The following is a 20,216-nucleotide window of genomic DNA, read 5'->3' on the forward strand; positions in this document are numbered from 1 at the left end:
AAGCGAGAGTCGAATGGCCACTGAAACGGAACTGCGCGCCTATCTCAAACGCGCCACCCGGCAGTTACAGGAGACCAGACAGCAACTCGGCGACGAGCAGGCCCGCGCACGGGAACCGATCGCGATCGTCGGCATGTCGTGCCGATTCCCCGGCGGGATCGCCTCACCCGAACACCTGTGGGAGGCGCTGATCGAGGGCCGCGACCTGATCACCGAGTTCCCCGCCGATCGCGGCTGGGACGTCGACGGGTTCTACGACCCCGACCCGGACAAGTTCGCCAAATCCTATGTGCGCGAAGGCGGTTTCCTCGAAGGCGCCGGCGAGTTCGATGCCGGTTTCTTCGGGATCAGTCCTCGCGAAGCCGAGGCGATGGACCCGCAGCAGCGCCTGCTGCTCGAACTCGCCTGGGAATCGGTCGAGCAGGCACGTGTCGACCCGACGACCCTGCGCGGCAGCGATACCGGGGTCTTCGTGGGGTTCAGCGATCAGGGATACGGCTTCGGCGCCACCCAGGCCTGGGACGGTGCGGAGACGTACTACTTCACCGGCAACCACGCCTCGATGGCGGCAGGCCGGGTCGCGTATCTGCTCGGGCTCGAGGGTCCGGCGGTCACTGTCGACACCGCCTGCTCGTCGTCGCTGGTGGCCGTGCATCAGGCGATGCAGTCACTGCGGCTGCGCGAATGCGGTATGGCCCTCGCCGGGGGTGTCACCGTGATGTCGACGCCGATGCCGTTCGCGCTGTTCTCGCGTCAGCGTGCGTTGGCGCCGAACGGGCGGTGCAAGTCCTATGCCGCGGGCGCGGATGGCACCGCCTGGGGTGAAGGGATCGGATTCGTTGCACTGGAACGCCTTTCGGACGCCCAGCGCAACGGGCATCGGGTGCTCGCGGTGCTGCGGGGGTCCGCGGTCAACAGCGACGGTGCGTCCAACGGGCTCACCGCGCCGCGCGGGCCTGCGCAGCAGCGGGTGATCGGCTCCGCGCTGGCCAATGCCGGTCTGCGGCCAGCCGATGTCGACGTGGTGGAGGGCCACGGCACCGGCACCGTGCTCGGCGATCCGGTGGAGGCGCAGGCCCTGCTCGCCACCTACGGGCAGCGTGAGGGTGCGCCGCCGTTGCTGCTCGGCTCGGTGAAATCGAATATGGGACATACCCAGTCGGCCGCAGGCATCGCCGGGCTGATCAAGATGGTGCAGTCGATTCGCCACGAGATGGTTCCACCCACCCTGCACGTGGACGCACCGACCTCGCACGCCGACTGGTCGGGCGACCGTATCCAGCTCGCGCTGCGGCCACAGCCGTGGCCGACGACCGGGCACGAGCGCCGAGCCGGTGTGTCCTCCTTCGGCATCAGCGGCACCAACGCCCACCTGATCGTCGAACAGGCACCGGAACCGACCGCACTCGGAGCAGGTTCGGCCCACGATCGGCCGATGTCGACGCCGACGCACCCACCTATCCCGTGGCTGTTGTCGGCGCGCAACGCGGCCGCACTGTGCGACCAGGCCGCGCGGTTGCACGAGTCGGTCACGGATTCCGCGCACGACCTCGCCGACATCGCCCACTCCTTGGCGACGACGCGAACACGATTCGACCACCGCGCCGTTGTGGTGGCGAACACTCGCAACGAGTTCCTCGACGGGCTCGGTGCCGTCGCCGACGAGTCCACCGCCGCATCGGTCGTCCAGGCACGCCGCGGCGCAGGCGGCAAGCTGGCGATGATGTTCCCCGGTCAGGGTGGACAGCTCGTTGGCATCGGCAGCGCCCTGTACGACACGTACCCGGTGTTCGCCGAAGCCCTCGACAAGGTCTGCGCCGGGTTCGACGCCCACCTCGCGCAGCCGTTGCGCACGGTGATGTTCGAGGGCGGCGAGCTCGCGCGCACCGACTACACCCAACCCGCCGTGTTCGCACTGCAGGTGGCCCTGTTCCGGCTGCTCGAATCTTGGGGAACAACACCGGATTTCGTGGTCGGACACTCGGTGGGCGAACTGTCCGCCGCGCACGTGGCGGGGGTGCTCTCCCTCGACGACGCGGTCGCCGTGGTGGCGGCGCGCGGTCGGTTGATGCAGCGAATGACCGCGGGGGCGATGGTCTCGGTGCGGGCCTCGTTCGCCGATGTCACCGCCTCGATCGCCGGACGCGAGGCCGAGGTGTCGGTCGCCGCGGCCAACGGGCCGAACGCCACCGTGATCGCCGGTGATGTCGCCGCCGTCGGCGAACTCGCACGGTATTGGCGCGAACGCGGTCGCCGAGTCGCGCGACTCGGTGTCGACCGTGGCTTCCACTCCCCACACGTGGACGCGATCGCCGACGAATTCCGCGCGGTCGTCGCGGGCGTGCGCCTCGAGGAACCGCGCATCCGGATGATCTCCACGGTGACAGGTACGGAAGCCGAACCGGGACAGCTGACTTCGATCGAGCACTGGGTGCGCCAAGCCCGCGAGCCGGTGCGGTTCCACGACAGCGTGCTGCGCTTGCACGAAGCCGGCGTCGTCACCTATCTCGAACTCGGCGCGGGCGATACCCTCTCCGGCCTGGTCTACGAGGTGCTCGCCGACACCGGAAGCACCGCCGTCCCGGTCCTGCGGCCCGGCGCCGACGAAGCGACATCGGTCGTGAAAGCCGTTGCGGGAGCGTGGGTTGCCGGTGCCGACGTCGACTGGTCGGCGCTGTGCACCGACGAGACGAGCAGGCCGGTCGACCTACCGACCTATCCGTTCCAGCACCGCCGCTACTGGGTCCACACCGACAGCGCCGTGCTGGAAAGCATGATCGGCGCGGCCGGTGCCGAACTCGCCGGTGACCGATCGGGCAGCCAACAGCAGGTCAGGCAGCTGCGGTCGACCGGTCCGGACTTTGCGGCGGTACCGCGGGATCAGCGCGCCGACGTCGCGGTGCGCCTCGTCGTCGCCCAGATCCGGGAAATTCTCATCGACCTCACCGAGGACGAGATCGACCTCGACGCAACGGTTCTCGCGATCGGCTTGACCTCCCTGTCCGCACTCGAACTCCGTAGCAGAATCAATGTCGCCGCGGGGACCCACCTGTCGCTGGAGGACCTGTTCACCCACCCGACGCCACGGACGCTCGGTGCCGTACTCGCCACCCGCATCTGGAGCGACGCGTCGACCCACGAGGCGGTGCTCGCATGACCGGCGGCCTGTCGGCGGTGCGCGGCACCCTCGGCTTCGAACAATTGGTCCCTGCCGCGCTGGCGCATCGGCGCGGCCTCGCCGAGGTCTACGTCGCCGACACAGCGATCGTCGGCAGCTCGGAGTTCCTTGTCGCGGTGCAGGTTCCGCGAGCGCACTCGCTCTGGTTCGATCGGCTGGTCGCCTACCACGACCCGTTCTCCGCGGTGGAGGCTGTGCGCCAGGCGCTGCTGGTGGTCGGTCAACGGCACCTCGGTGTTCCCGCCGACGCGCCGGCCAGCCTGCAGCGGATGTCGTTCGCCGTGGAGGATCTGAGCGCGTTCCGCGACAGCGAACGAGACCCGTTCGAGGGGATCGTGCGCCTGCGGCCGGGCGCGGCGGGCACCGGGCGCGGCTATTACCACGACGTGTCCTTCGACGCCACGCTCACCGTGCGCGGAGTGCTCGCGATGACTGTGCGCGGCAGCGGAATCACGTTCCCGCGCGAGGCTTACGACGAGTTCCGCGAACTCCAGCAGGGCAAGCGCGCGACCCTCGCCCCGGTCAGTGCCCGGCCGGTGCGGCGACTGCCGCCCGAACTCGTCGGGCGTCGCGATCCCCGCAACGTCGTGCTCGCCCGCAACACCGCGCAGGAGCTTGTCGTGGTGGTCGACCGGGCGCACCCGAGTTTCTTCGACCACCAGTACGACCACGTCCCCGGCCCGCTGTTGCTCGAGGTCTTCCGGCAGGCCGCGGTCGTGGCCGCGACCGCCGCCGGGCTGCTCGAAACCCCGGTCGCCGCGGTGATCGACGTCGAGGCACAGTTCACCGACTTCGCCGAACTGGATGCCGAGATCACCTGCACCACGGCCGCCGTCGGCGACATCGACCTCGATGAGATCACCGTCGAGGTCGCCCTGCACCAGTACGGCAACCGCATCGCCCTCGCGCACGTCGAGCTGGCGCACTATCCCGTGACGCGGGAAGGAAACGAGAACACATGAGCACAGCATCGTCAGGCGCGAGGTTCGCCGTGATCGGCGGCGGCCTGTCCGGCATCGGCGCCGCGTACGCCCTGCATCGGGCCGGACACACCGTGGAGCTGTTCGAGCAGGACTCGGTGCTCGGTGGCCGCTGCGGATTCGACGCTCTCGGCGGCAGGCCGGTCATGATGGGCGGCAAGAACATCGGGCGCCGCTACGAGCAGTTGCGCGAGTTCATCGCCGCCTCGGGGCAACGGGCGTACGAGGAATTCGGGATCAACAGCTCGCAGATCATCAACGATGAACTGGTGACGCTCGACAACCCAGGTATCGCCGGATTCGTCCGCCACCTGTTGCGGATGGGCTCGCCGGTCGACGCCGCGCGCATGCTGTATTACGGTGCGCGCGTGCGGTTCGACGAACGCAACCGCTATCTGGGCTCGGACTTCGGTGGCGCGGGCAACGATGACGTGCCCCTCGGCGCGCACTTCGGTACCGATTTCGGCCGTAGTGTCCTGCGGCCGTTGACAGTTCGGTTGAACGCGGCCGAGCCCGACGAGGTCTATCTCGGCGCGTTCGGGGTGAGCCTTGGCATGGTGCAGGATCGGTACGACCAACTCGTCGACGGCATGCAGCCGGTCCTGGACTGGTTCGCCGGGCAGGTGCCGGTTCGGCTCAACACCCGCGTCGATCGCCTTGTGGTGCGAGACGGCCGGGTCGCCGGGCTCGACGCGTCGGAAAGCGGCGGAGCCACAACGTTTTCCGAATACGACGGCGTGGTCGTCGCGATCCCGGCCTACGCGGCCGCGGCACTGCTGGAACCGGTGGTCCCCGCGCTGGGCAAGGCACTGAGCGAAGTGGCCTACTACCCGTCCACGGTGGCGGTGGTGCAGTACGAGAAGCCGTTCTTCGGCAGTACCGTCCGGTCGATCGCATTCGATTCCGGCCCCTGCAGCGCCGCCGGTGTATACGGCGTCAACGATCTCGATATCGTTCGGTACACCTTCAGCGGGCGCGAGGCCCGCCCCGCACCGGATGCGCAGCAGTTGGCGCGATGGATCGACGAGGCCGAAGCGAAGGTGCGCGGTCATCTCGGCGGACCGGCGGTCGCTCGGGTACGCACCGAGACGCGCAGCTGGGCCGCGGCGCACTGCGCCTACCTGCCCGATCACGCCGGGTTCCGCACGGTGGTCCGTGAACAGACCGAAACCGTCGCGGGACTACAGCTTGCGGGCGACTACCTGCTCGGCGCGCAGCTGGAAGCCTGCTACCGATCCGGCGTCGCCGCCGCGCGCGCACTGGTCGCATGACATGGGCGGCGCCGCGACGAACCTACGCGGCGCCCATCGTGTGCACCAGGTCGTCGGCCAGCAGGGCGATGCGGGCTCGCAGAATGCCCTCCGCGGTGGTCAGATCGAGATCGGTCAAACCACTCACCCGCCGCAACCGGTAGTCGATGGTGTTGGGGTGCACATGCAGTCGGCGGCCGGTGGCTTTGCGGTTCAAGCCGGTCGCCATGTAGGTCCGCAGCGTGTCCAGCAGCTCGGGATGGTCGGCCAGCGGGGCGATCACGCCGGCGAGATGTCTGCGGGCCGGACCGGGTCGCGTCAGCTGGTACTCGATCGCGACGTCCGAGAGCTCGTACAGCCCTGGTGGTTTCGCGATCCCGCGCACCAGATCGAGCAGCTCGTGTGCCTCCTCGGTGGCCGTCGGGATCCGCTCGGTCGGGGCGGGCACCAGGGTCGCGGTGAGCCCGACACCCGAGGTCGCGCTGATCGTGGCGAGCACAGCGGCGGTCATCTGCGGCATGTCGGGCTCGTCGCTCGGAATCAGCAGGGTGCCGCCGTTGGTGCTCAGCAGTGCGAGCGACCGCGAGGCGAACGCATCGGCCAGCGCCGCCTGCACCCGCCGCAGTTTGCGGCGCGCGACCACCTGGGCGTCGATCCGGGGATCGAGTTCGTCGGGCAGTTCCGGAATCATCAGTGCCACCACCTGATACGACTCGGCCACCCTGATCCCGGTCTGGCGATTCAGCGCACCGATGCCGTGCCCACTCAGCAATGCCGACATCATGGTCTGCGCACCGGTCTGATGTTCCTTGGCGACCTGGCGCTGCTCGTCGAGGTAGGCACTGGTCACGGTCGCGTTGATCACCTCGAGTGTGCGCAGCAGCAGGCGGGTACCGGCGACGACCTCGGCCAGATCGGCCGCCGTCACCTGTCCGACCACGAGTTCGAAGCCGATCCGGAAACCCTCCGCGTACGCGCGCAGCAGGGTCCCGACGGGCACCCCCTCGCGCGCATGCTGGGCCGATGCCGCACGCAACGCCACCAACTGCTGCTCCGACGGCGTGGTCCGTTTGTCCAGCATCTCCATCGCCAGTGCCAGGCAGCGGCGGGTGAACTCGGTGACGTCACCGCGCATCGCCTCACTGGGTAGGGCTTGGCACGGCATGACGTTCTCGGCGAAATAGGTGACGAGCTGCGAAACCAACTCGTCGGCGTTGCCAAGGAAACTCGACACTGCCCTGCCGTCCGCGGTGGCGATCGGAGGAGAGGTCCGATCGATGGCTGAAGAATTCATCGAGTTCACTCCGTTGTGGCTGTCAGTGATCAAGGCTGTGTGAATCGCAACATAGTCACCCTGGAGCTGTCATTGTCGGTCCCAGCACAATCGCCTGGTGGGATCACGATGCCCCGAAAGCCGTCTTGTGTGGACTCACAAGTCCCGGTGTTGTCGGGTCGCCGGTCGATTGCGCGTCAATCCGACGCGGTCATAGATCGACGTACTCACCGCACCGAGGGCGAGCCCGACCGCCAGCCCGAGCAACGTCATCCAGAAGCCACTGGCGAGCCCGGATCCCAGGTTGGCGTCGAAGTACAGGATCGCGCGGACCGCCGTGTACACCTGGTGGAGCGGTTCGAACGCGGCCAGGACGCCGAAGTAGCGCGGCGTCGCCTCGATCGGGATCGAACCCGCCGAGGACGGCAACCCGAGAATGACGAACACGATCAGATTGACGAGCAATCCGGCCGAGCCGAGCGCGGCGAGCACCGACAGGCCGGTGACACCGACGGCGATCATGGCGAACGCGCTGTACAGGAACAGCGGAAGCGGCTGTGCTACCGGCATTTCCAGCGCATATGCGATGACCAGCAGCGCTGCCGCGACACAGTGCGCGGCCACGATGAGCACCCCCCATTTGAGCAACAGAGTGCGGAAACGGGAGATCCGGGCGGGCGGCACGTGCGGCGACCACGGCCCGTACTCGGTCGGTACGAAGCCGAGGGCGCCGTCGACCATGGTGTGGACGATCATCGCGCCGACCGTGCCCGCGAGCAGCAGAACCAGGGCGTAGAAGAACGCGCTGAGCCCGGCGCCGCTGCCGTCGGGCAGTGGATGGAACTCCGTGACGATCACCTCGACCGGGTTGCGCAAGGTCACCTCGGCCGCGCCGGGCAGCGCGTGATCCGGCCCGAGCGCCGTGCGCACGGTCGCCAGAAGCTGCTCACCGATGCGCGCGTTCACCTCGGTCAACGCGCGATCGCTGAATCGCGTGACGATCGCCGAGGCGAACGCACCCGTGCGCGGATTGGTCCGCACAGTGATCGTCGGCCGCTCCATCTCGCCGGGGAGCACGCTGCCCATGCCGAGATTGCCCAGCCGCTTGGTGAAGTCGCCGGAAATGATGATCGCGCCGTAGAGTTCGCCGCCGCGCAGCTGTCTTTCGGCCTCGGCGATCCCCAGCACGCGCAGGTCGATTTTGTCCGCGGGCACGCCCTCGCGCAATGCCGCGGTGATCTCGCCACCGATATCGCGCCACTGCGGCGGCGAACCGAGCGTATCGCCCACATCCTGGTCGACCAGCGCGATCGGGAAGTCGTGCAGATTCTTCTCGGGGTCGACGACATAGCCGAGATACATCGTGGCCATCAACGCGCTGAGCAAGGTCAAGACCATCGTCGGGAACAGCCAGATACGCACTCCCCGCACGCTAACAGCGGCGAACGCTATGTGACGGTGCGTTGGAATCTGTCCAATGCCGGGCCATCAGGACTGGCGTTGCTCCGAACGAACTCACACGACGGGTGGCAGCTTCGTGTCCGCCGGCACCTTCATGAACGCGGAGATCACGTGGTCGCTGAGGTAGAGCCGCAATTCTGTGCGCCACTGGACGGGAATATCGGTCGGGACCATGTCGAGCGCGTCCTCGACCTCGTCCCATATTCGGGGAAACGGAATTCCGTTGCGCGAGCATGTTTCGACGGCGACTTTCAGCTGTTGCGTCAGGCAATCCATGTGTACAGCCGATGTAATGGTGAATCCCGTGTCGAGTAGTACCTCGAGATCGTCCATATATTTTCCCCTTACCAATTTGCACCCCTGCTGTGCGCCCAACGTAGGTGACCGAACAGCGGTGCGGGAAATCGTGCGGGGGTTACTGGGCGTTCGGATACCTTTCGGCTGCCTGCTTGTGATAAGCACCGATTGACCGGGGTAAGTTCGACCGATGACCTCCACCGCCCTGTACTGCGGCACGCGCTGGGACGAGCAGGGTCGATGGTGCTACGAGCTGCTCGGCGACGACGGGACCACCGAACTGCTGCCCGGCATCGGCACGCGGCTGGCCTTCCGGATTACCGATTCCGGGCGGTTCTGCCTGGGCTACAACGGGTTCGGCGGCGGTCGCCGCGGCCGGCTGGTCTGTCCGCGGCGCGCCCGCGTCGATGCCGGGCGTCAGTGCGAGCAGTGCCGGATCACCGAGGGCTGGTCGGTGGTGCACAGCCATCGCGGTCCGCTCACGGCGTTGCCCGAACAGGTCCGCGACTACATGTCGCAGCCGCACCACCTCTACATCGCCTATTTCGGCGACGGAATGACCAAGGTCGGTACGGCGTCGGCGTCGCGGCGCCATCGCCGGCTCTTCGAACAGGGTGCGCTGGTTGCCCGGTTCATCACCGATTCGCCGGACGGACTTCATGTTCGCGAGCTCGAACGGGCGGTGACCGAGCGCGCCGGGATCGGGCAGGCGGTCGCCGGTGTCACGAAGACCCGCATCCTGACGAAGCCGCTGCGCCCGTGGGCGGTGCTGGAATCGGCCGTCGCCGACGCGGCCGAGCATGCCGCCGACGCCTTGCCCGCCGACATCACCCGCACCGATATCGCCTGGTCGGGCGGGCGGGATTTCTACGCCACGATCCTGGCGCACGGCCGATTCCCGGTCGCCACCGAAATCGCCGGGGAGCCAGGCGACTACGTTCTCGACGCGGTGACAGCGCACGGCCACACGATCGCCTGCCGTGACACCGCGGGCGCGAGTGAACTCGTGTTGGTCAACGACACCCGGCTCGTCGGCCGCCGCATCGAGCTCGACCCCACGATCACCGCTGTCCCGGAGCCCGCGCAGACCAGCTTGTTCTGAGTAGCTCTCAGTCCATGGCGGCGAGCTGCGCCCGCATCGTGTCCAGGCCCATGCCGCCCAATCGCAAAGCGCGGGTGTGGAATTGCTTCATGTCGAACGTTGCGCCGGTGCGTTCGCGGGCTTCTTCGCGGGCGGTGAGCCACAGCCGCTCGCCGAGCTTGTACGCCGGCGCCTGGCCCGGCCACCCCAGATAGCGGTCGATCTCGTCGCGGGCGGTGACCGCATCGGTGACCGTTCGGGTCAGCAGGAACTCGAGGCCGAGGTCGGGCGTCCAGCGTTCGCCCTCGTGGAAGCCGGTGCCGCCGGGGATCTCCCATTCCAGGTGCATCCCGATGTCGACGATCACTCGCGCGGCGCGGAACAGCTGCTGGGAGAGCATGCCGAACAGATCGCCGTCGTCGTCGAGATAGCCGAGCTCCTGCATGAGACGTTCGGCGTAGAGCGCCCAGCCTTCGCCGTGGCCGGAGGTGAACGACATCATCCGCTGGTACTGATTCAGCGAATCCGCCTCGCGCACCGCGGTCGCGATCTGCAGATGATGGCCGGGCACGCCCTCGTGGTAGACGGTGCTGACCTCGCGCCAGGTGGCGAAGTCCTGCTTCCCCGATTCCACCGACCAGCACATGCGAGCGGGACGGCTGAAATCCGCGCTGGGTCCGACGTAGTACGCCCCGACGACTCCGCCGGGAGGCGCGATGGTGCACTCGAGGTTCATGAGTTCATCGGGAACCTCGAAGTGCTTGCCCCGCAACGTCTCCAACGCCTGATCGGACATCTTCTGCAGCCAGGTCCGGAGCTCGTGCTGTCCGCGCACCCGGTATCTCGGGTCGGCGTCGAGTACCGCGGCCGTTTCGGTGAGTGAGGCGCCCGGCGCGATGCGCGCGGCGACGGCCCGCATCTCGGCCTCGATCCGGGCGAACTCCGCCCAGCCCCACTCATAGGCTTCCCGCAGGTCGAGATCGGCGCCGGTGAAGTAGCGCGACCAGAGTCGGTAGGTCTGCTCGCCGACGGCGTCCTTGGCGGGGGCTCGGGGCACGAGTTCGGCGCGGAGGAACTCGGCGAATTCGGCGTAGGCCTGCTCGGCGGCCTGCGCGGCGCGGCGCAGTTCGGTCAGTGGCGCACCATCGATTTCGTCCGCAGCGGCGGCGAAGGTAGTGAAGAAGCCGACCTTCCCGCCGGTGCCCGCCCATGCGTCGGCCTGCTCGGCGACTTTGAGGACCTGGCGCAGTGCACTGCCCTGCCCGCGTTCGGCCGCGACCTGCAGCGACGCCCGCACACCGGCCAGCGCCGTCGGCACCCCCGCCAGCCGTTCGGCGATCACCGACCAGTCCGCGGCGGTCTCGGCGGCCATCACGTCGAACACCGATCGAATGTTCTGCACCGGACTCTCGATCACGTTGAGTGCGCCGAGTGGGAGACCGGCCTCGTGGATCTCCATCTCGAGACCGATCCGTTCGGTGAACACCGCTTTCGCTACCCGTTCGTGGTCATCGGTGGCTTCCGCGGCAAGTATGGTGCGCAAGGCATTTCGTGCGATCTGCGCCCGCGCCGCATGCCCGGCGGGCGAATAGTCGGTCAGGCGATCCTCGTGTCCCGCGATACCGAACAGGGTCGCCGTCACCGGGTCGGCGGCCGCGTAGTCCTCGACGTACCGATCACAGATCTCATCAACACCCATGTGGCCACGCTAACGGTCTTCGGGTGTCAGCGGGTGGCGCTCCGAGCCGACCGTCATGCGTTCGGATCGTGGGAGAACACCGCGACCAGGAAATCGGAGTCGTCGGCGAAAGGCCGCAGATCCCAGGTGGACAGCAGCAGATCGACGGAGAGACCAGCGGATTCGGCATCGGCGAGGAACTCGGCGAACTCGTAGCCGCGTTCCGCGCCGAATCCGATGACCACCCGACCGCCCGGTGCGAGATGCGCGGCGAATCCTGCCAGCACCGCCCTGCGGGTGGAGGGCGCGAGAAAGGTCACCACATTGCCCGCGCACACGATGGCATCGAAGTCGCCGACCGGCAGATCCAGTTCGGCGAGGTCGCCGACCAGCCACGTCGGCCCGGGGTGATCCACCCGCGCCGCCTCGATGAGCACCGGGTCCACATCGACACCGACCACCGTGTGTCCGACATCGTGCAGATACCCGCCGATCCGGCCTGGCCCGCAACCCGCGTCCAGCACCCGGCTACCGCGCCCGAGCATCGCGTCGACCAACCGGGCCTCACCGACGATGTCCGTGCCGTCCGCGGCGAGTGCCCGGAAACGCTGCACATACCGGCCCGAGTGCGTCGGATCCGCGGCGACGATCTCCTCCCAGCCACTGGGTGTGCGCTCGCTCGACACGTTCATGATCGCTGCCTCCTCTGGTCCGTCCGCGACTACCGACTCTAGGCCTGGTCGGTTCGGCGGGTGCGACCCGATGCGTTGTCCGCTGGTGGCAGCGTTGCTCCGCTGTAGACGCGACGAGGTGGCCGACCCGCCGGTCGGCCACCTCGCGGATCCGTTACGGCGTCGAATAGCCGATGAGGGCGCCGATGCCCGCACCGATCGGGACGGTTACCAGTGCGCCGACTCCGCCGAGGAAGAAGCCGAGCACTGCGCCGATCCCGGCGCCGATGAGGGCGCCGATGCCCGCGTTGTGCATTTTGCGGGCCTCGGTGTCGGCGGCCGCGTCGACGAATTCGGCCATGTTGGCCGTGACGACCGCCGGTGCCGCGGTGGGCGTCAGCGTGGCGGACCGGCCGTCGGCGGAGATGCCCGCCACCAGGTCGAAATCGCCCGCACCGGTGATGATGCGGGTCGGCACCGCCGCGACCACCCGGCCCCCGGCGTCGGTGAGGGTGACCGCGCCGCCGACGACGCTGAACCTGCCGTCCGGGGCGGACACCGTGAGCCCGGAGCCGTCGACCAGCGGACTCGCGGTGAACGCCAGGCCATTGTCGACGCCTTGCACGATCGGAACCGCGGCTGCTGGTGCCGCCTGCGCGGTGTTGGTGGCCGCGAGACCGACGGCTCCCGCCGCGAGTACGGCGATCGCGCTGAATTTCGAGAAATGCATCCTGCCCCTCCAGTCTGCCCGCCTAGTCCGGCGGAACATCCTCTGCCGGACCGGATCTCGGTCCTCCGACATTTTCGCATCGCCGACGAATCTGTGGAACCCACCTGCGGTGATACCGGAAAAACATCATCACTTCGACATAAATGATGAATTACATTGCCCTACCGTAGATCTCGATACGGTCACCGCTGATAATCCCGAACGTAGACCGTGTCGACCCCCAGCACGCCCACCCCGGTCGCGCCACCGGGCTGACCCAATGCCACCGTGCGGCCCGGCAGCGGTTCGTGGAAGAACCGGGCGTTCTCATCGACGAATTGCTCCTGACCAGAAGGAATGTCGTCCTCGTAGTGAATCGCCTCGACCGGGCACACCGGTTCGCACGCCCCGCAGTCGATGCACTCGTCGGGCTGGATGTAGGCCATCCGATCGCCGATGAAGATGCAATCGATCGGGCACTCCTCGACGCAGGCCCGATCCAGGACATCGACACAGTCGGCACCGATCACGAACGTCACGTGGAGCTCCTTCGATCTTCTTGCTCCGCGGCGCGGAGCTCGTCTGATCCTGGTGCCGGGCTGGAGCGGGCGGTAGGGGCCCATTAGGTATCACTTCATAAGCGGTCCTTATGGGTGGCGCGAAATTGCCATGTGCGCGGATGGGATTTTGTGGGCAGGATCGAGTGGTTCGGCGATCCGAGACGGAGGGAAATCGATGGCGATTCTGGTTACCGGGGCGACGGCGAACATCGGGCGGATGGTGGTGGATCAGCTGCTTGCGCGCGGGGCGACCGATGTCCGTGCGCTGACCATCGATCCGGGGAAGGCGGGGCTGCCGGGGGAGGTCGAGGTGGTCGAGGGGCACCTGGGGCGGGTGGGGGCGGCGGCGTTCGAAGGGGTTGATCGGATGTATCTGGCGCCTTCGCCCGGGAATGTGGCGCAGGTGCTCGAGGTGGCGCGGGCGGCCGGGGTGCGGCACGTCGTCGATCTGTCGGGGGAACCCGAAAGCTGGTGGGGGAGTGTGTGTGAGGCAGTGGAGGGCAGTGGGATCGGCTGGACTCATCTGTGGCCTGCGGACTTCATGGAGAACACGTTGAGCTGGTCGCGTCAGATCCGCGAATCCGGTGTCGTCCGGGAACCGCACGCCGACACCGCGACTGCGCCCATCGCCATGAACGACATCGCCGCCGTGGCCGCGACCGCGCTACTGACCGATGGCCACATCGGCCGGGCGCACTCCCTCGCTGGTCCCGAGATCCTCACTCGTGCACAGCTTGTCGCCCATCTCGCCGACGCGCTCGACCGGGACATCACGTTCCGCACCGCCACGCGCGAGGAGACCATCACCGCCCTGGAACCCACCATGGGCGACAACACCACCTGGTACGTCGACAACGTCCTCATCGACTTTGCCCCACCCCCGCAATCCCTGCCCACCACCAGCGTCGAAGACATCACCGGCCACCCCGCCACTACCTTCAACCACTGGGCGCGGCTCAACGCGGATCGCTTTCTCGCGGACTGACCCCGGACGAACGGCCGGATATTCATTACCCTGCGGTAGGAAATGTTGTGGGATACAAGGATTGAGCGGGCGCAAAGGGAATTCGACCAAATCTCGAGCGGTCGGTTCCTGATGCGCGGGGGAAATGCCACTATGTGGGCATTTCGGGTGACTTCCAGGGGTTCGGCGGTATTGCTGTGGGAAAAATATTGGTCCCGTTAGGGCGTTTGTTCGCGGCGGTCGCATTGCTTGTCGCGGCGATTATCGCGCTGCACGGACGTTTACCTGGGACAGCTGTTCCCAGTGAAACCGGCGGGCCCTCACCGCTCGCTGTCGCATTGATGCCGGTATTGCTGCTGGTTTCGGTGGTGATCTTGCTGGCGGGGGTCATTGTCAGCCAGCACCGGCTGCCATTGGCGATGCCGGAGGTGGAGCGCGGACACCGGATCAGCTTCTCGTTCAAGCGATTCACGGTGCTGGCTCCGGTGGCACTCAGTGCTGTCGCGCTGACCTTCGCGGTCGGCATCACCATGCTGTTCGTGCTGCCCGGCGCACGGCGTCAGCCGGGCTCGGTGAAACCTGCGATCGAAGCGGGGGAAACTCCGGCGCCGGAAGCTGTCGACGTGCAGGTGGTCGACTCCGCGGTCGACTCGTCACAGCTGAGCGGGACCGCGTTGCTGGCGGCGGTGGGTCTGGCGATCGTACTGATCGGCGTCGCGCTGGCCGGTCTCGTCGGCGCCACTGTCGCCGGGCGCAAGGAGCCACTGGGGGATGTGGCGGAACTGACCGAGGAAGAGGTGTCGAAGACGGTCGACTCGCTCACCAGGGCGGCCGAGATGGGCTTGGCCGCGATGAACGTGCCGGGTCAGGATCCGCGCACCGCGGTGATCGCGTGTTACGTGGCGATGGAGGCGGGTCTGGCCGCGGATCGTGCTGCGGCGCCGTTGGTTTCGGATACCCCCAAGGAAGTGCTGCAGCGGGCTTTCGACAGTGGGGTGCTGCACGATGACGGCGCACACGAACTGGTCGCACTGTTCGAAGAGGCGAGGTTCAGTCCGCACGCGATGCTGGGTTGGCAGCGGATCCGGGCCGAACAACTGCTGCGCCTGGTGCTCGCCGACCTCCAAGCCCGCGAAGAAGTGTCGGTGTAACCGCTGGACTACTCGGTGCGCTGCATCTCGCCGTGCAGCCACGTACCGATCATCCGTGCGGTCATGGCAATGGCGGCGTCGCGGTCGCCGGTGGCCACATCGTCGGCCGAAGCGCGCAGGACCGCGGCGAAACCGGTGTTGACCAGGACCCAGGACATCATGTCGTGATCGCGGGCATTTCCGGGTCCGATGAACTGGATCACGATGAGCTTCACCAGCATTCGCAGTCGCGGTTCGAATTCGGGCAGCCCGCTGCTGTAGAACTGCACACTGCCGATCAGTGCGCGCACCAGATCCGATTTGGCGATCAGCACCTCGGCGAAGACAGCGAGGATCTCGGACGCTACCGCGATGTAGTCGTCACTGCTCTGCGGTGACGCCCCGACAGGCATGCTGAACACGCGCTGGGTGAACTCCTGCTCCACATGGGCGATCAGCCGATCGAGGAGTTCGTCGACGAGATAGGAACGCTCCGGAAAGTACCGGTACAGCGTTCCGATGCTGATGTGCGCGTGCGCGGCGATGGCATTGGTTGAGGTGTTGTCGACGCCGCGCTGGCCGAACAATTCGGCGGCGGTGTCGAGGATGTGTTCCCTGGTCGCGATCGCCCGCTCTTGCTTCGGGCGGACCCGCCGGTCGACGGGTTTGGGTGGTGGCATCAGCGTTCCTTTCGGCGAAGTGGGGTCCTACCCGGATGTGGTCGACCACAGTGGCAATGGTGAGTTCTCATAGATCAGCGCCCGGTGGGCTGTCGCGATCGCCTTCGCTGTCGAGAATTCGAACATCGACCGCTCGCGCAGGAGGCCCGCATGGCAGACCGGCAGATACCGACGGGTCGGCTCGCTCGCGGCGCCATGCTGGGGCGATTGGCGGCCGGGCAGGCGGCGCGCGGGGCGGGGACCAGGCTGGCGATGCTCGGGCGCACCGAGCAGGCGCGTCGCGTGCTGGCGCAGCGATCCACGCTGCAGGCCGCGCAACAGATCGTCACCGTGCTGGGCGGGATGAAAGGCGCGGCGATGAAGTTGGGGCAGATGGCATCGGTGCTCGACCTCGACATGATCCCGGCGGACTATCGCGAGATGTTCCGCACGAAGCTGTCCGCGCTGCTCGACAGTGCGCCCCAGGTACCGTTCGCGGACATGATCGGGGTGTTGGAGCACGATCTCGGCCGGGTCGGTCGCGTGTTCGTCGATATCGACCCGGTCCCGGTCGCGGCGGCGTCGATCGGGCAGGTCTATCGCGCGCAACTGCGCGACGGCCGGGTCGTGGCGGTCAAGGTGAAGTACCCAGGGGTGGACCGTGCCGTGCACGCGGACATGCACAATGTGCAGTTCTTCAGCCTGCTCTGGAAATCGTTCCTGCCGTCGGCGGGCGATCATGATGTGCTCGCCGAAATCGCCCGCAATATCGTCGCGGAACTGGACTATCGGCAAGAAGCGCGCAATCAGCACCGGGTGGCTTCGCGTTATCGCGGGCATCCGTTCATCACCGTGCCCGACAGCATCGGCGAATTCTGCACCGACAATGTGCTGGTCACCGATTTCTTCGAGGGCAGACCGTTTCAGGACGCCCGCACCCTTCCCGCAGCGCAGCGAAATCACGTCGGTGAGCTGGTGTACCGGTTCTATATCACCGCCATGTTCGACGACGGCGAGTACTGCGCCGACCCGCATCCGGGCAATGTGCTGGTAGCCGACGACGGGCGCGTCGGCTTCGTCGATTTCGGCCTGTACAACACGATCGAACGCGAACACCTCGAGTTGGAGCGGCAGGTGCTGTGCGCGGCCGAGCAGTACCGGGCCGACGAGGTGCACCGGCTGTGGGTAGCGCGCGGGATCATCGGGCCCGACTGCGCAGTGCTGCCGGAGGAGGTGCTCGAGTACGTGTGGTCGGCGGCGGGCTGGCACCTGCTCGACGAGGAGATCACCGTGACCTCCGAGCTCGCCACCAGCGCCGTGGTGCTCGCGGCCGACCCGCGCTCGTCGCAACACCGCGGCGTGCGAAATCTGCTGCTGCCACCGGAACACGTGTTCTCCCGGCGCGCCGACCTTTTCACGCTGACCGCACTCGGCCGGATCGAGGCGACCCAGAACTGGCATCGCCTCGCCAGGGAGTGGATGCACCACGAAGCCCCGACCACCGACATCGGTCGCGAGATCGAGGCGTGGCGGCGCGCCGCGATCAGATCCGAGCGGTGACGAAATCGGCGGCGGCGTCGGCATGGCGGGCATAGCGCGTGTGGACGTTCCAATCGGTGCCGTCGGGGTCGCACACGGGGTCGTTGTCGTTGCACACATCGTAGGTGCGTTCGGCATAGGTGCCCGTGACCTCCTTGCCGATGCCGCGAATCGGGTTGCCGAACAACAAGATCGCGGCAATACGGGACTCGAGCTGGTCCGGCAGGGTCGCCACGATCGGGCCGCCCACCTTGGCGCCCACGCTGCTGATGCCGATCGAGTTGTCCACCACGTTCGCGCCCTGCGAGTACCCGACCAGCACGAAACGCTGGTTCGGGCAGGCCGCGGCCTGATTCGTCACGTGGTCGACCAGATCCTGGTTGCCCTTCTGCACCGAGGCAGGCTGAACGAGGCTCGCCGGATACTCGACCCGGTAGGCGTCGACGGTGCCGGGCAGCGCGTCGTTGATCGCGGCGTACACCGGATTGCCGACCACCGTGCCGAGATGGAACTTGCTCCAGATCCCGCCGGGTTCGTTGGTGCCGCGCGCCGAAACCACGTGCACGTCGGCGCAGTTCGGTGCCGCAGTCGCCGTGCCGGTGGTGAGCGCCGCCACCGCGCCGGTCGCGACGCCGACGGCGGCCACGAGAGCCGAAACGCGGTGAGGTCGATGAATTGTCATGGGCGAAGGGTAGATATCGCACACCGGTTTTCGATGCTCGGTGGTTCGGTATTGAGTCGGCTCATCAGGGTTGCGCGCGGACGTGCGTTTCCCGCACAACAGATAGCGGAGTGCGAGTCGAATTCGCGGCGTGGACCTAGGTTGAGCCGATGCTCTCAGCTCGGCTCGGCGTTCGCACCCGCATTCTGGCGATCGCTCTCGTTCCCAGTCTCACCCTGCTCTTCCTCGGAATGTTGACCGCGGGAAATCTGGTCCGTGACAGTTACCGGATCCGGAACTGGATCGATGATCTGGAGCGAATACGTCCGGCCGCCACGGAGGCATTGGCGGCCACCCAGGCCGAGCGGTTGCTCACCCTGCGGCTGCTCACCGGAAACGAGGCGATCGCCGGGCTCGCCGCGGCGCGGGTGCGCGTCGACCGGGCTTTCGAGCTGCTCGTCGAAGCCGACGCCACGCGCCACGAGCGGGCGGCCGATCTGCCCGCCCAGCGGGCGAAGTTCGGGGAGGCCATCACCACGCTGCGGGCCGGTGTCGACGCTCGCAAGATCTCGGTCGCCGACGCCTACACGTTCTTCAACGCGCCGTACGCGATGTTCGGCGACGGATTCCGCCGGGCACAGCTTTCCGCACCGGACCCGATTCTCGCGACCAGAGTGTCCGAGGCTGTTCGGCTGTTGAGCGCCACCGAGGCGATGTCGCGCAGCAATGCTGTTGCGCTGGCTCTGGTCAGTTCGCAGGGCAGCGCGTTTCCGCTCGACGAATTCACCACGCAGGTCGGTTTCTATCACGCCGAGATCAGAAATCTCGCGGGCGAAGTCGGTTCGCCGCAGAAGCAGGTGCTGCGCGATCTGATGGACAGCGATTCCTGGCGGCGACTCTCGGCGATGGAAGCGGCGGTCAATCAGCGTTTCGCGTCGCGTGCTCTGTCGGTCGATGCCGAAATGCCGATGGGGATTCTCGAATGGCAGCAGGTTGCCGACAACGTTGTCGGTGGTCTCTTCGCCGCGTACGCCGGTCAACACGACTACGCCGGCGTCAGCGCCGCCGAGGTCGCCCAACGCGCCGAGCGGTCGGGCCTGGTGACCGGGGGGATCGTCCTGATCGGCAGTGTGGTGGCGTTGTTGATCGCCGTGGTGCTGGCCGACCGGATCATTCGGCGGCTGCGGCGCTTACGCGCGGCGACCCTCGTCATCGCCGAGGAGCGGCTGCCGAGCGCGATACGCCTGGCGAAAGCGCATGCCGAGGTCGAGGAGGCGGCGCCGACACTGGACTTCGGGCGCGACGAAATAGGCGAGGTGGCACAGGCTTTCGAGCATGCCGCGGCGGTCGCGCTGACCGCCGCGGTCGACGAAGCCCGGCTGCGCGACAGCGTGGAAACGGTGTTCGTCAATATCGCCCACCGCAGCCAGGTCCTCGCCCACCGTCAGCTCGAGATTCTCGACGATGCCGAACGCGGCCAGCAGGACCCCGAATTGCTCGATGTCTTCTTCCGCCTCGACCATCTGGCCACGCGTGAGCGACGCAACGCCGAGAATCTGCTGATCCTGGGTGGCAGCAGGCCGGGAAGGCAATGGCGCCAACCGATTCCGATGGTCGACGTCGTGCGCAGCGCGGTGGGCGAGACCACCGAGTACACCAGGGTCCGCCTCGCCGGGCTGCCCGATATCGCGGTGATCGGTGCGGTGGTGGCCGACCTGGTCCACCTGATCGCCGAACTGGTGGACAACGCCACCGCGTTCTCGCCGCCGGAAGCGAAAGTCGAGATCAGCGGTGGGATCGTCGGCAAGGGCACGGTGGTCGAAGTCTGCGATCAGGGTATCGGGCTGACCGCCGCCGAGTTCGACAGCTACAACGAAATGCTCGCCACCCCGACCGGATCGGGGCTGAGCGCGTTGGCGCGGGACTCGCGAATGGGTTTGTTCGTGGTCGCGCGGCTGGCGAGCGTACACGGCATCTCGGTCCGGTTGAACGAGTCCGACTACGGCGGCGTTCGTGCCATCGTCCTCATTCCCTCCGCGCTGCTCGCGGACGTCGAACCGGCGGCGACGGTGAGCGGGACGCGGAATCCCGCATAGATACGCAGTTCTACCGATGTCCCCACCGC

17 protein-coding genes are annotated in these 20,216 nt (G+C 67.2%); 8 read left to right on the plus strand and 9 right to left on the minus strand.

The genetic code is table 11. The features are described from left to right. The first annotated feature begins 13 nt into the window (after nt 1-13). Genes ACFW6D_RS15620 through ACFW6D_RS15630 form a run of 3 tightly spaced genes read left to right on the plus strand, consistent with a single transcriptional unit; the run spans nt 14 to nt 5,429 of the window. Nucleotides 14-3,157: a type I polyketide synthase gene (locus ACFW6D_RS15620; protein WP_379328640.1), complete on the plus strand. Its 3,144-nt coding sequence runs from the start codon at nt 14-16 to the stop codon at nt 3,155-3,157. Beyond that, nucleotides 3,154-4,140 (plus strand): AfsA-related hotdog domain-containing protein, encoded by a 987-nt coding sequence (locus ACFW6D_RS15625; RefSeq protein ID WP_379328642.1) that lies wholly within the window; start codon nt 3,154-3,156, stop codon nt 4,138-4,140. Before ACFW6D_RS15620 ends, ACFW6D_RS15625 begins: the two co-directional genes overlap by 4 nt. Beyond that, complete coding sequence (locus tag ACFW6D_RS15630; RefSeq protein ID WP_379328644.1) at nt 4,137-5,429, plus strand: FAD-dependent oxidoreductase; 1,293 nt, start codon at nt 4,137-4,139, stop codon at nt 5,427-5,429. Before ACFW6D_RS15625 ends, ACFW6D_RS15630 begins: the two co-directional genes overlap by 4 nt. A gap of 22 nt (nt 5,430-5,451) precedes the next feature. Here the strand turns inward: ACFW6D_RS15630 and ACFW6D_RS15635 are convergent, their stop codons facing one another. From ACFW6D_RS15635 to ACFW6D_RS15645, 3 genes are all read right to left on the minus strand, one after another. Beyond that, on the minus strand, nt 5,452-6,702 hold the full coding sequence (locus ACFW6D_RS15635; RefSeq protein ID WP_379328646.1) for a PucR family transcriptional regulator: 1,251 nt from the start codon (nt 6,700-6,702) through the stop codon (nt 5,452-5,454). Between the two features lie 135 nt (nt 6,703-6,837). Further along, a complete protein-coding gene (locus tag ACFW6D_RS15640) occupies nt 6,838-8,103 on the minus strand; it encodes a YhgE/Pip domain-containing protein (protein ID WP_379328648.1) in 1,266 nt (421 codons plus the stop codon). Nucleotides 8,104-8,196: 93 nt separating this feature from the next. After that, nucleotides 8,197-8,475: a hypothetical protein gene (locus ACFW6D_RS15645; RefSeq protein ID WP_379328650.1), complete on the minus strand. Its 279-nt coding sequence runs from the start codon at nt 8,473-8,475 to the stop codon at nt 8,197-8,199. A 154-nt stretch (nt 8,476-8,629) separates the two neighbouring features. On the opposite strand from ACFW6D_RS15645, the gene ACFW6D_RS15650 reads away from it, so the two are divergent. Further along, entirely contained in the window at nt 8,630-9,541 is a 912-nt protein-coding gene (locus ACFW6D_RS15650; protein ID WP_379328651.1) for a hypothetical protein, read from the plus strand. Nucleotides 9,542-9,548: 7 nt separating this feature from the next. Here the strand turns inward: ACFW6D_RS15650 and ACFW6D_RS15655 are convergent, their stop codons facing one another. The 4 genes from ACFW6D_RS15655 to fdxA form a co-directional block, all read right to left on the minus strand. After that, on the minus strand, nt 9,549-11,219 hold the full coding sequence (locus tag ACFW6D_RS15655; protein ID WP_379328652.1) for a DUF885 domain-containing protein: 1,671 nt from the start codon (nt 11,217-11,219) through the stop codon (nt 9,549-9,551). A gap of 53 nt (nt 11,220-11,272) precedes the next feature. Further along, nucleotides 11,273-11,890 carry a class I SAM-dependent methyltransferase gene (locus tag ACFW6D_RS15660; protein WP_379328653.1) on the minus strand — a complete coding sequence of 206 codons (618 nt, stop codon included), beginning with the start codon at nt 11,888-11,890 and terminating at the stop codon, nt 11,273-11,275. Nucleotides 11,891-12,044: 154 nt separating this feature from the next. Next, on the minus strand, nt 12,045-12,599 hold the full coding sequence (locus ACFW6D_RS15665; protein WP_379328654.1) for a hypothetical protein: 555 nt from the start codon (nt 12,597-12,599) through the stop codon (nt 12,045-12,047). Between the two features lie 182 nt (nt 12,600-12,781). Then, entirely contained in the window at nt 12,782-13,117 is a 336-nt protein-coding gene (fdxA, locus tag ACFW6D_RS15670; RefSeq protein ID WP_379328656.1) for a ferredoxin, read from the minus strand. Between the two features lie 196 nt (nt 13,118-13,313). Here fdxA and ACFW6D_RS15675 point away from each other — a divergent pair, with 196 nt between their 5' ends. Together ACFW6D_RS15675 and ACFW6D_RS15680 are read left to right on the plus strand one after the other, a co-directional pair. Continuing rightward, nucleotides 13,314-14,123: an NAD(P)H-binding protein gene (locus ACFW6D_RS15675; protein WP_379328658.1), complete on the plus strand. Its 810-nt coding sequence runs from the start codon at nt 13,314-13,316 to the stop codon at nt 14,121-14,123. A gap of 320 nt (nt 14,124-14,443) precedes the next feature. Continuing rightward, a complete protein-coding gene (locus tag ACFW6D_RS15680; protein ID WP_379328660.1) occupies nt 14,444-15,253 on the plus strand; it encodes a DUF4129 domain-containing protein in 810 nt (269 codons plus the stop codon). An 8-nt stretch (nt 15,254-15,261) separates the two neighbouring features. On the opposite strand, the gene ACFW6D_RS15685 is transcribed toward ACFW6D_RS15680, so the two are convergent. Continuing rightward, on the minus strand, nt 15,262-15,912 hold the full coding sequence (locus tag ACFW6D_RS15685) for a TetR/AcrR family transcriptional regulator (protein WP_379328662.1): 651 nt from the start codon (nt 15,910-15,912) through the stop codon (nt 15,262-15,264). 150 nt (nt 15,913-16,062) lie between these two features. Here ACFW6D_RS15685 and ACFW6D_RS15690 point away from each other — a divergent pair, with 150 nt between their 5' ends. Continuing rightward, entirely contained in the window at nt 16,063-17,451 is a 1,389-nt protein-coding gene (locus ACFW6D_RS15690) for an ABC1 kinase family protein (RefSeq protein ID WP_379328663.1), read from the plus strand. On the opposite strand, the gene ACFW6D_RS15695 is transcribed toward ACFW6D_RS15690, so the two are convergent. Further along, entirely contained in the window at nt 17,435-18,112 is a 678-nt protein-coding gene (locus ACFW6D_RS15695) for a cutinase family protein (RefSeq protein ID WP_379328665.1), read from the minus strand. The two genes, ACFW6D_RS15690 and ACFW6D_RS15695, sit on opposite strands and share 17 nt — an antisense overlap. A gap of 149 nt (nt 18,113-18,261) precedes the next feature. On the opposite strand from ACFW6D_RS15695, the gene ACFW6D_RS15700 reads away from it, so the two are divergent. Further along, complete coding sequence (locus ACFW6D_RS15700) at nt 18,262-20,187, plus strand: nitrate- and nitrite sensing domain-containing protein (RefSeq protein WP_379328667.1); 1,926 nt, start codon at nt 18,262-18,264, stop codon at nt 20,185-20,187. Nucleotides 20,188-20,216 lie beyond the last annotated feature (29 nt).

The sequence above is a fragment of the Nocardia sp. NPDC058705 genome, assembly GCF_042749305.1.
Classification (GTDB): Bacteria; Actinomycetota; Actinomycetes; order Mycobacteriales; family Mycobacteriaceae; genus Nocardia.

What these genes read in the sequence shown, in the direction of transcription:
- ACFW6D_RS15690 (WP_379328663.1), top strand. Translation starts at nt 16,063, where the DNA reads ATGGCAGACCGGCAGATACCGACGGGTCGGCTCGCTCGCGGCGCCATG.
- ACFW6D_RS15630 (WP_379328644.1), top strand. Translation starts at nt 4,137, where the DNA reads ATGAGCACAGCATCGTCAGGCGCGAGGTTCGCCGTGATCGGCGGCGGC.
- ACFW6D_RS15685 (WP_379328662.1), bottom strand. Translation starts at nt 15,912, where the DNA reads ATGCCACCACCCAAACCCGTCGACCGGCGGGTCCGCCCGAAGCAAGAG.
- ACFW6D_RS15700 (WP_379328667.1), top strand. Translation starts at nt 18,262, where the DNA reads ATGCTCTCAGCTCGGCTCGGCGTTCGCACCCGCATTCTGGCGATCGCT.
- ACFW6D_RS15620 (WP_379328640.1), top strand. Translation starts at nt 14, where the DNA reads ATGGCCACTGAAACGGAACTGCGCGCCTATCTCAAACGCGCCACCCGG.
- ACFW6D_RS15675 (WP_379328658.1), top strand. Translation starts at nt 13,314, where the DNA reads ATGGCGATTCTGGTTACCGGGGCGACGGCGAACATCGGGCGGATGGTG.
- ACFW6D_RS15635 (WP_379328646.1), bottom strand. Translation starts at nt 6,702, where the DNA reads ATGAATTCTTCAGCCATCGATCGGACCTCTCCTCCGATCGCCACCGCG.
- ACFW6D_RS15655 (WP_379328652.1), bottom strand. Translation starts at nt 11,219, where the DNA reads ATGGGTGTTGATGAGATCTGTGATCGGTACGTCGAGGACTACGCGGCC.
- ACFW6D_RS15650 (WP_379328651.1), top strand. Translation starts at nt 8,630, where the DNA reads ATGACCTCCACCGCCCTGTACTGCGGCACGCGCTGGGACGAGCAGGGT.
- ACFW6D_RS15665 (WP_379328654.1), bottom strand. Translation starts at nt 12,599, where the DNA reads ATGCATTTCTCGAAATTCAGCGCGATCGCCGTACTCGCGGCGGGAGCC.
- ACFW6D_RS15680 (WP_379328660.1), top strand. Translation starts at nt 14,444, where the DNA reads ATGCCGGTATTGCTGCTGGTTTCGGTGGTGATCTTGCTGGCGGGGGTC.
- ACFW6D_RS15660 (WP_379328653.1), bottom strand. Translation starts at nt 11,890, where the DNA reads ATGAACGTGTCGAGCGAGCGCACACCCAGTGGCTGGGAGGAGATCGTC.
- ACFW6D_RS15625 (WP_379328642.1), top strand. Translation starts at nt 3,154, where the DNA reads ATGACCGGCGGCCTGTCGGCGGTGCGCGGCACCCTCGGCTTCGAACAA.
- ACFW6D_RS15645 (WP_379328650.1), bottom strand. Translation starts at nt 8,475, where the DNA reads ATGGACGATCTCGAGGTACTACTCGACACGGGATTCACCATTACATCG.
- ACFW6D_RS15695 (WP_379328665.1), bottom strand. Translation starts at nt 18,112, where the DNA reads ATGACAATTCATCGACCTCACCGCGTTTCGGCTCTCGTGGCCGCCGTC.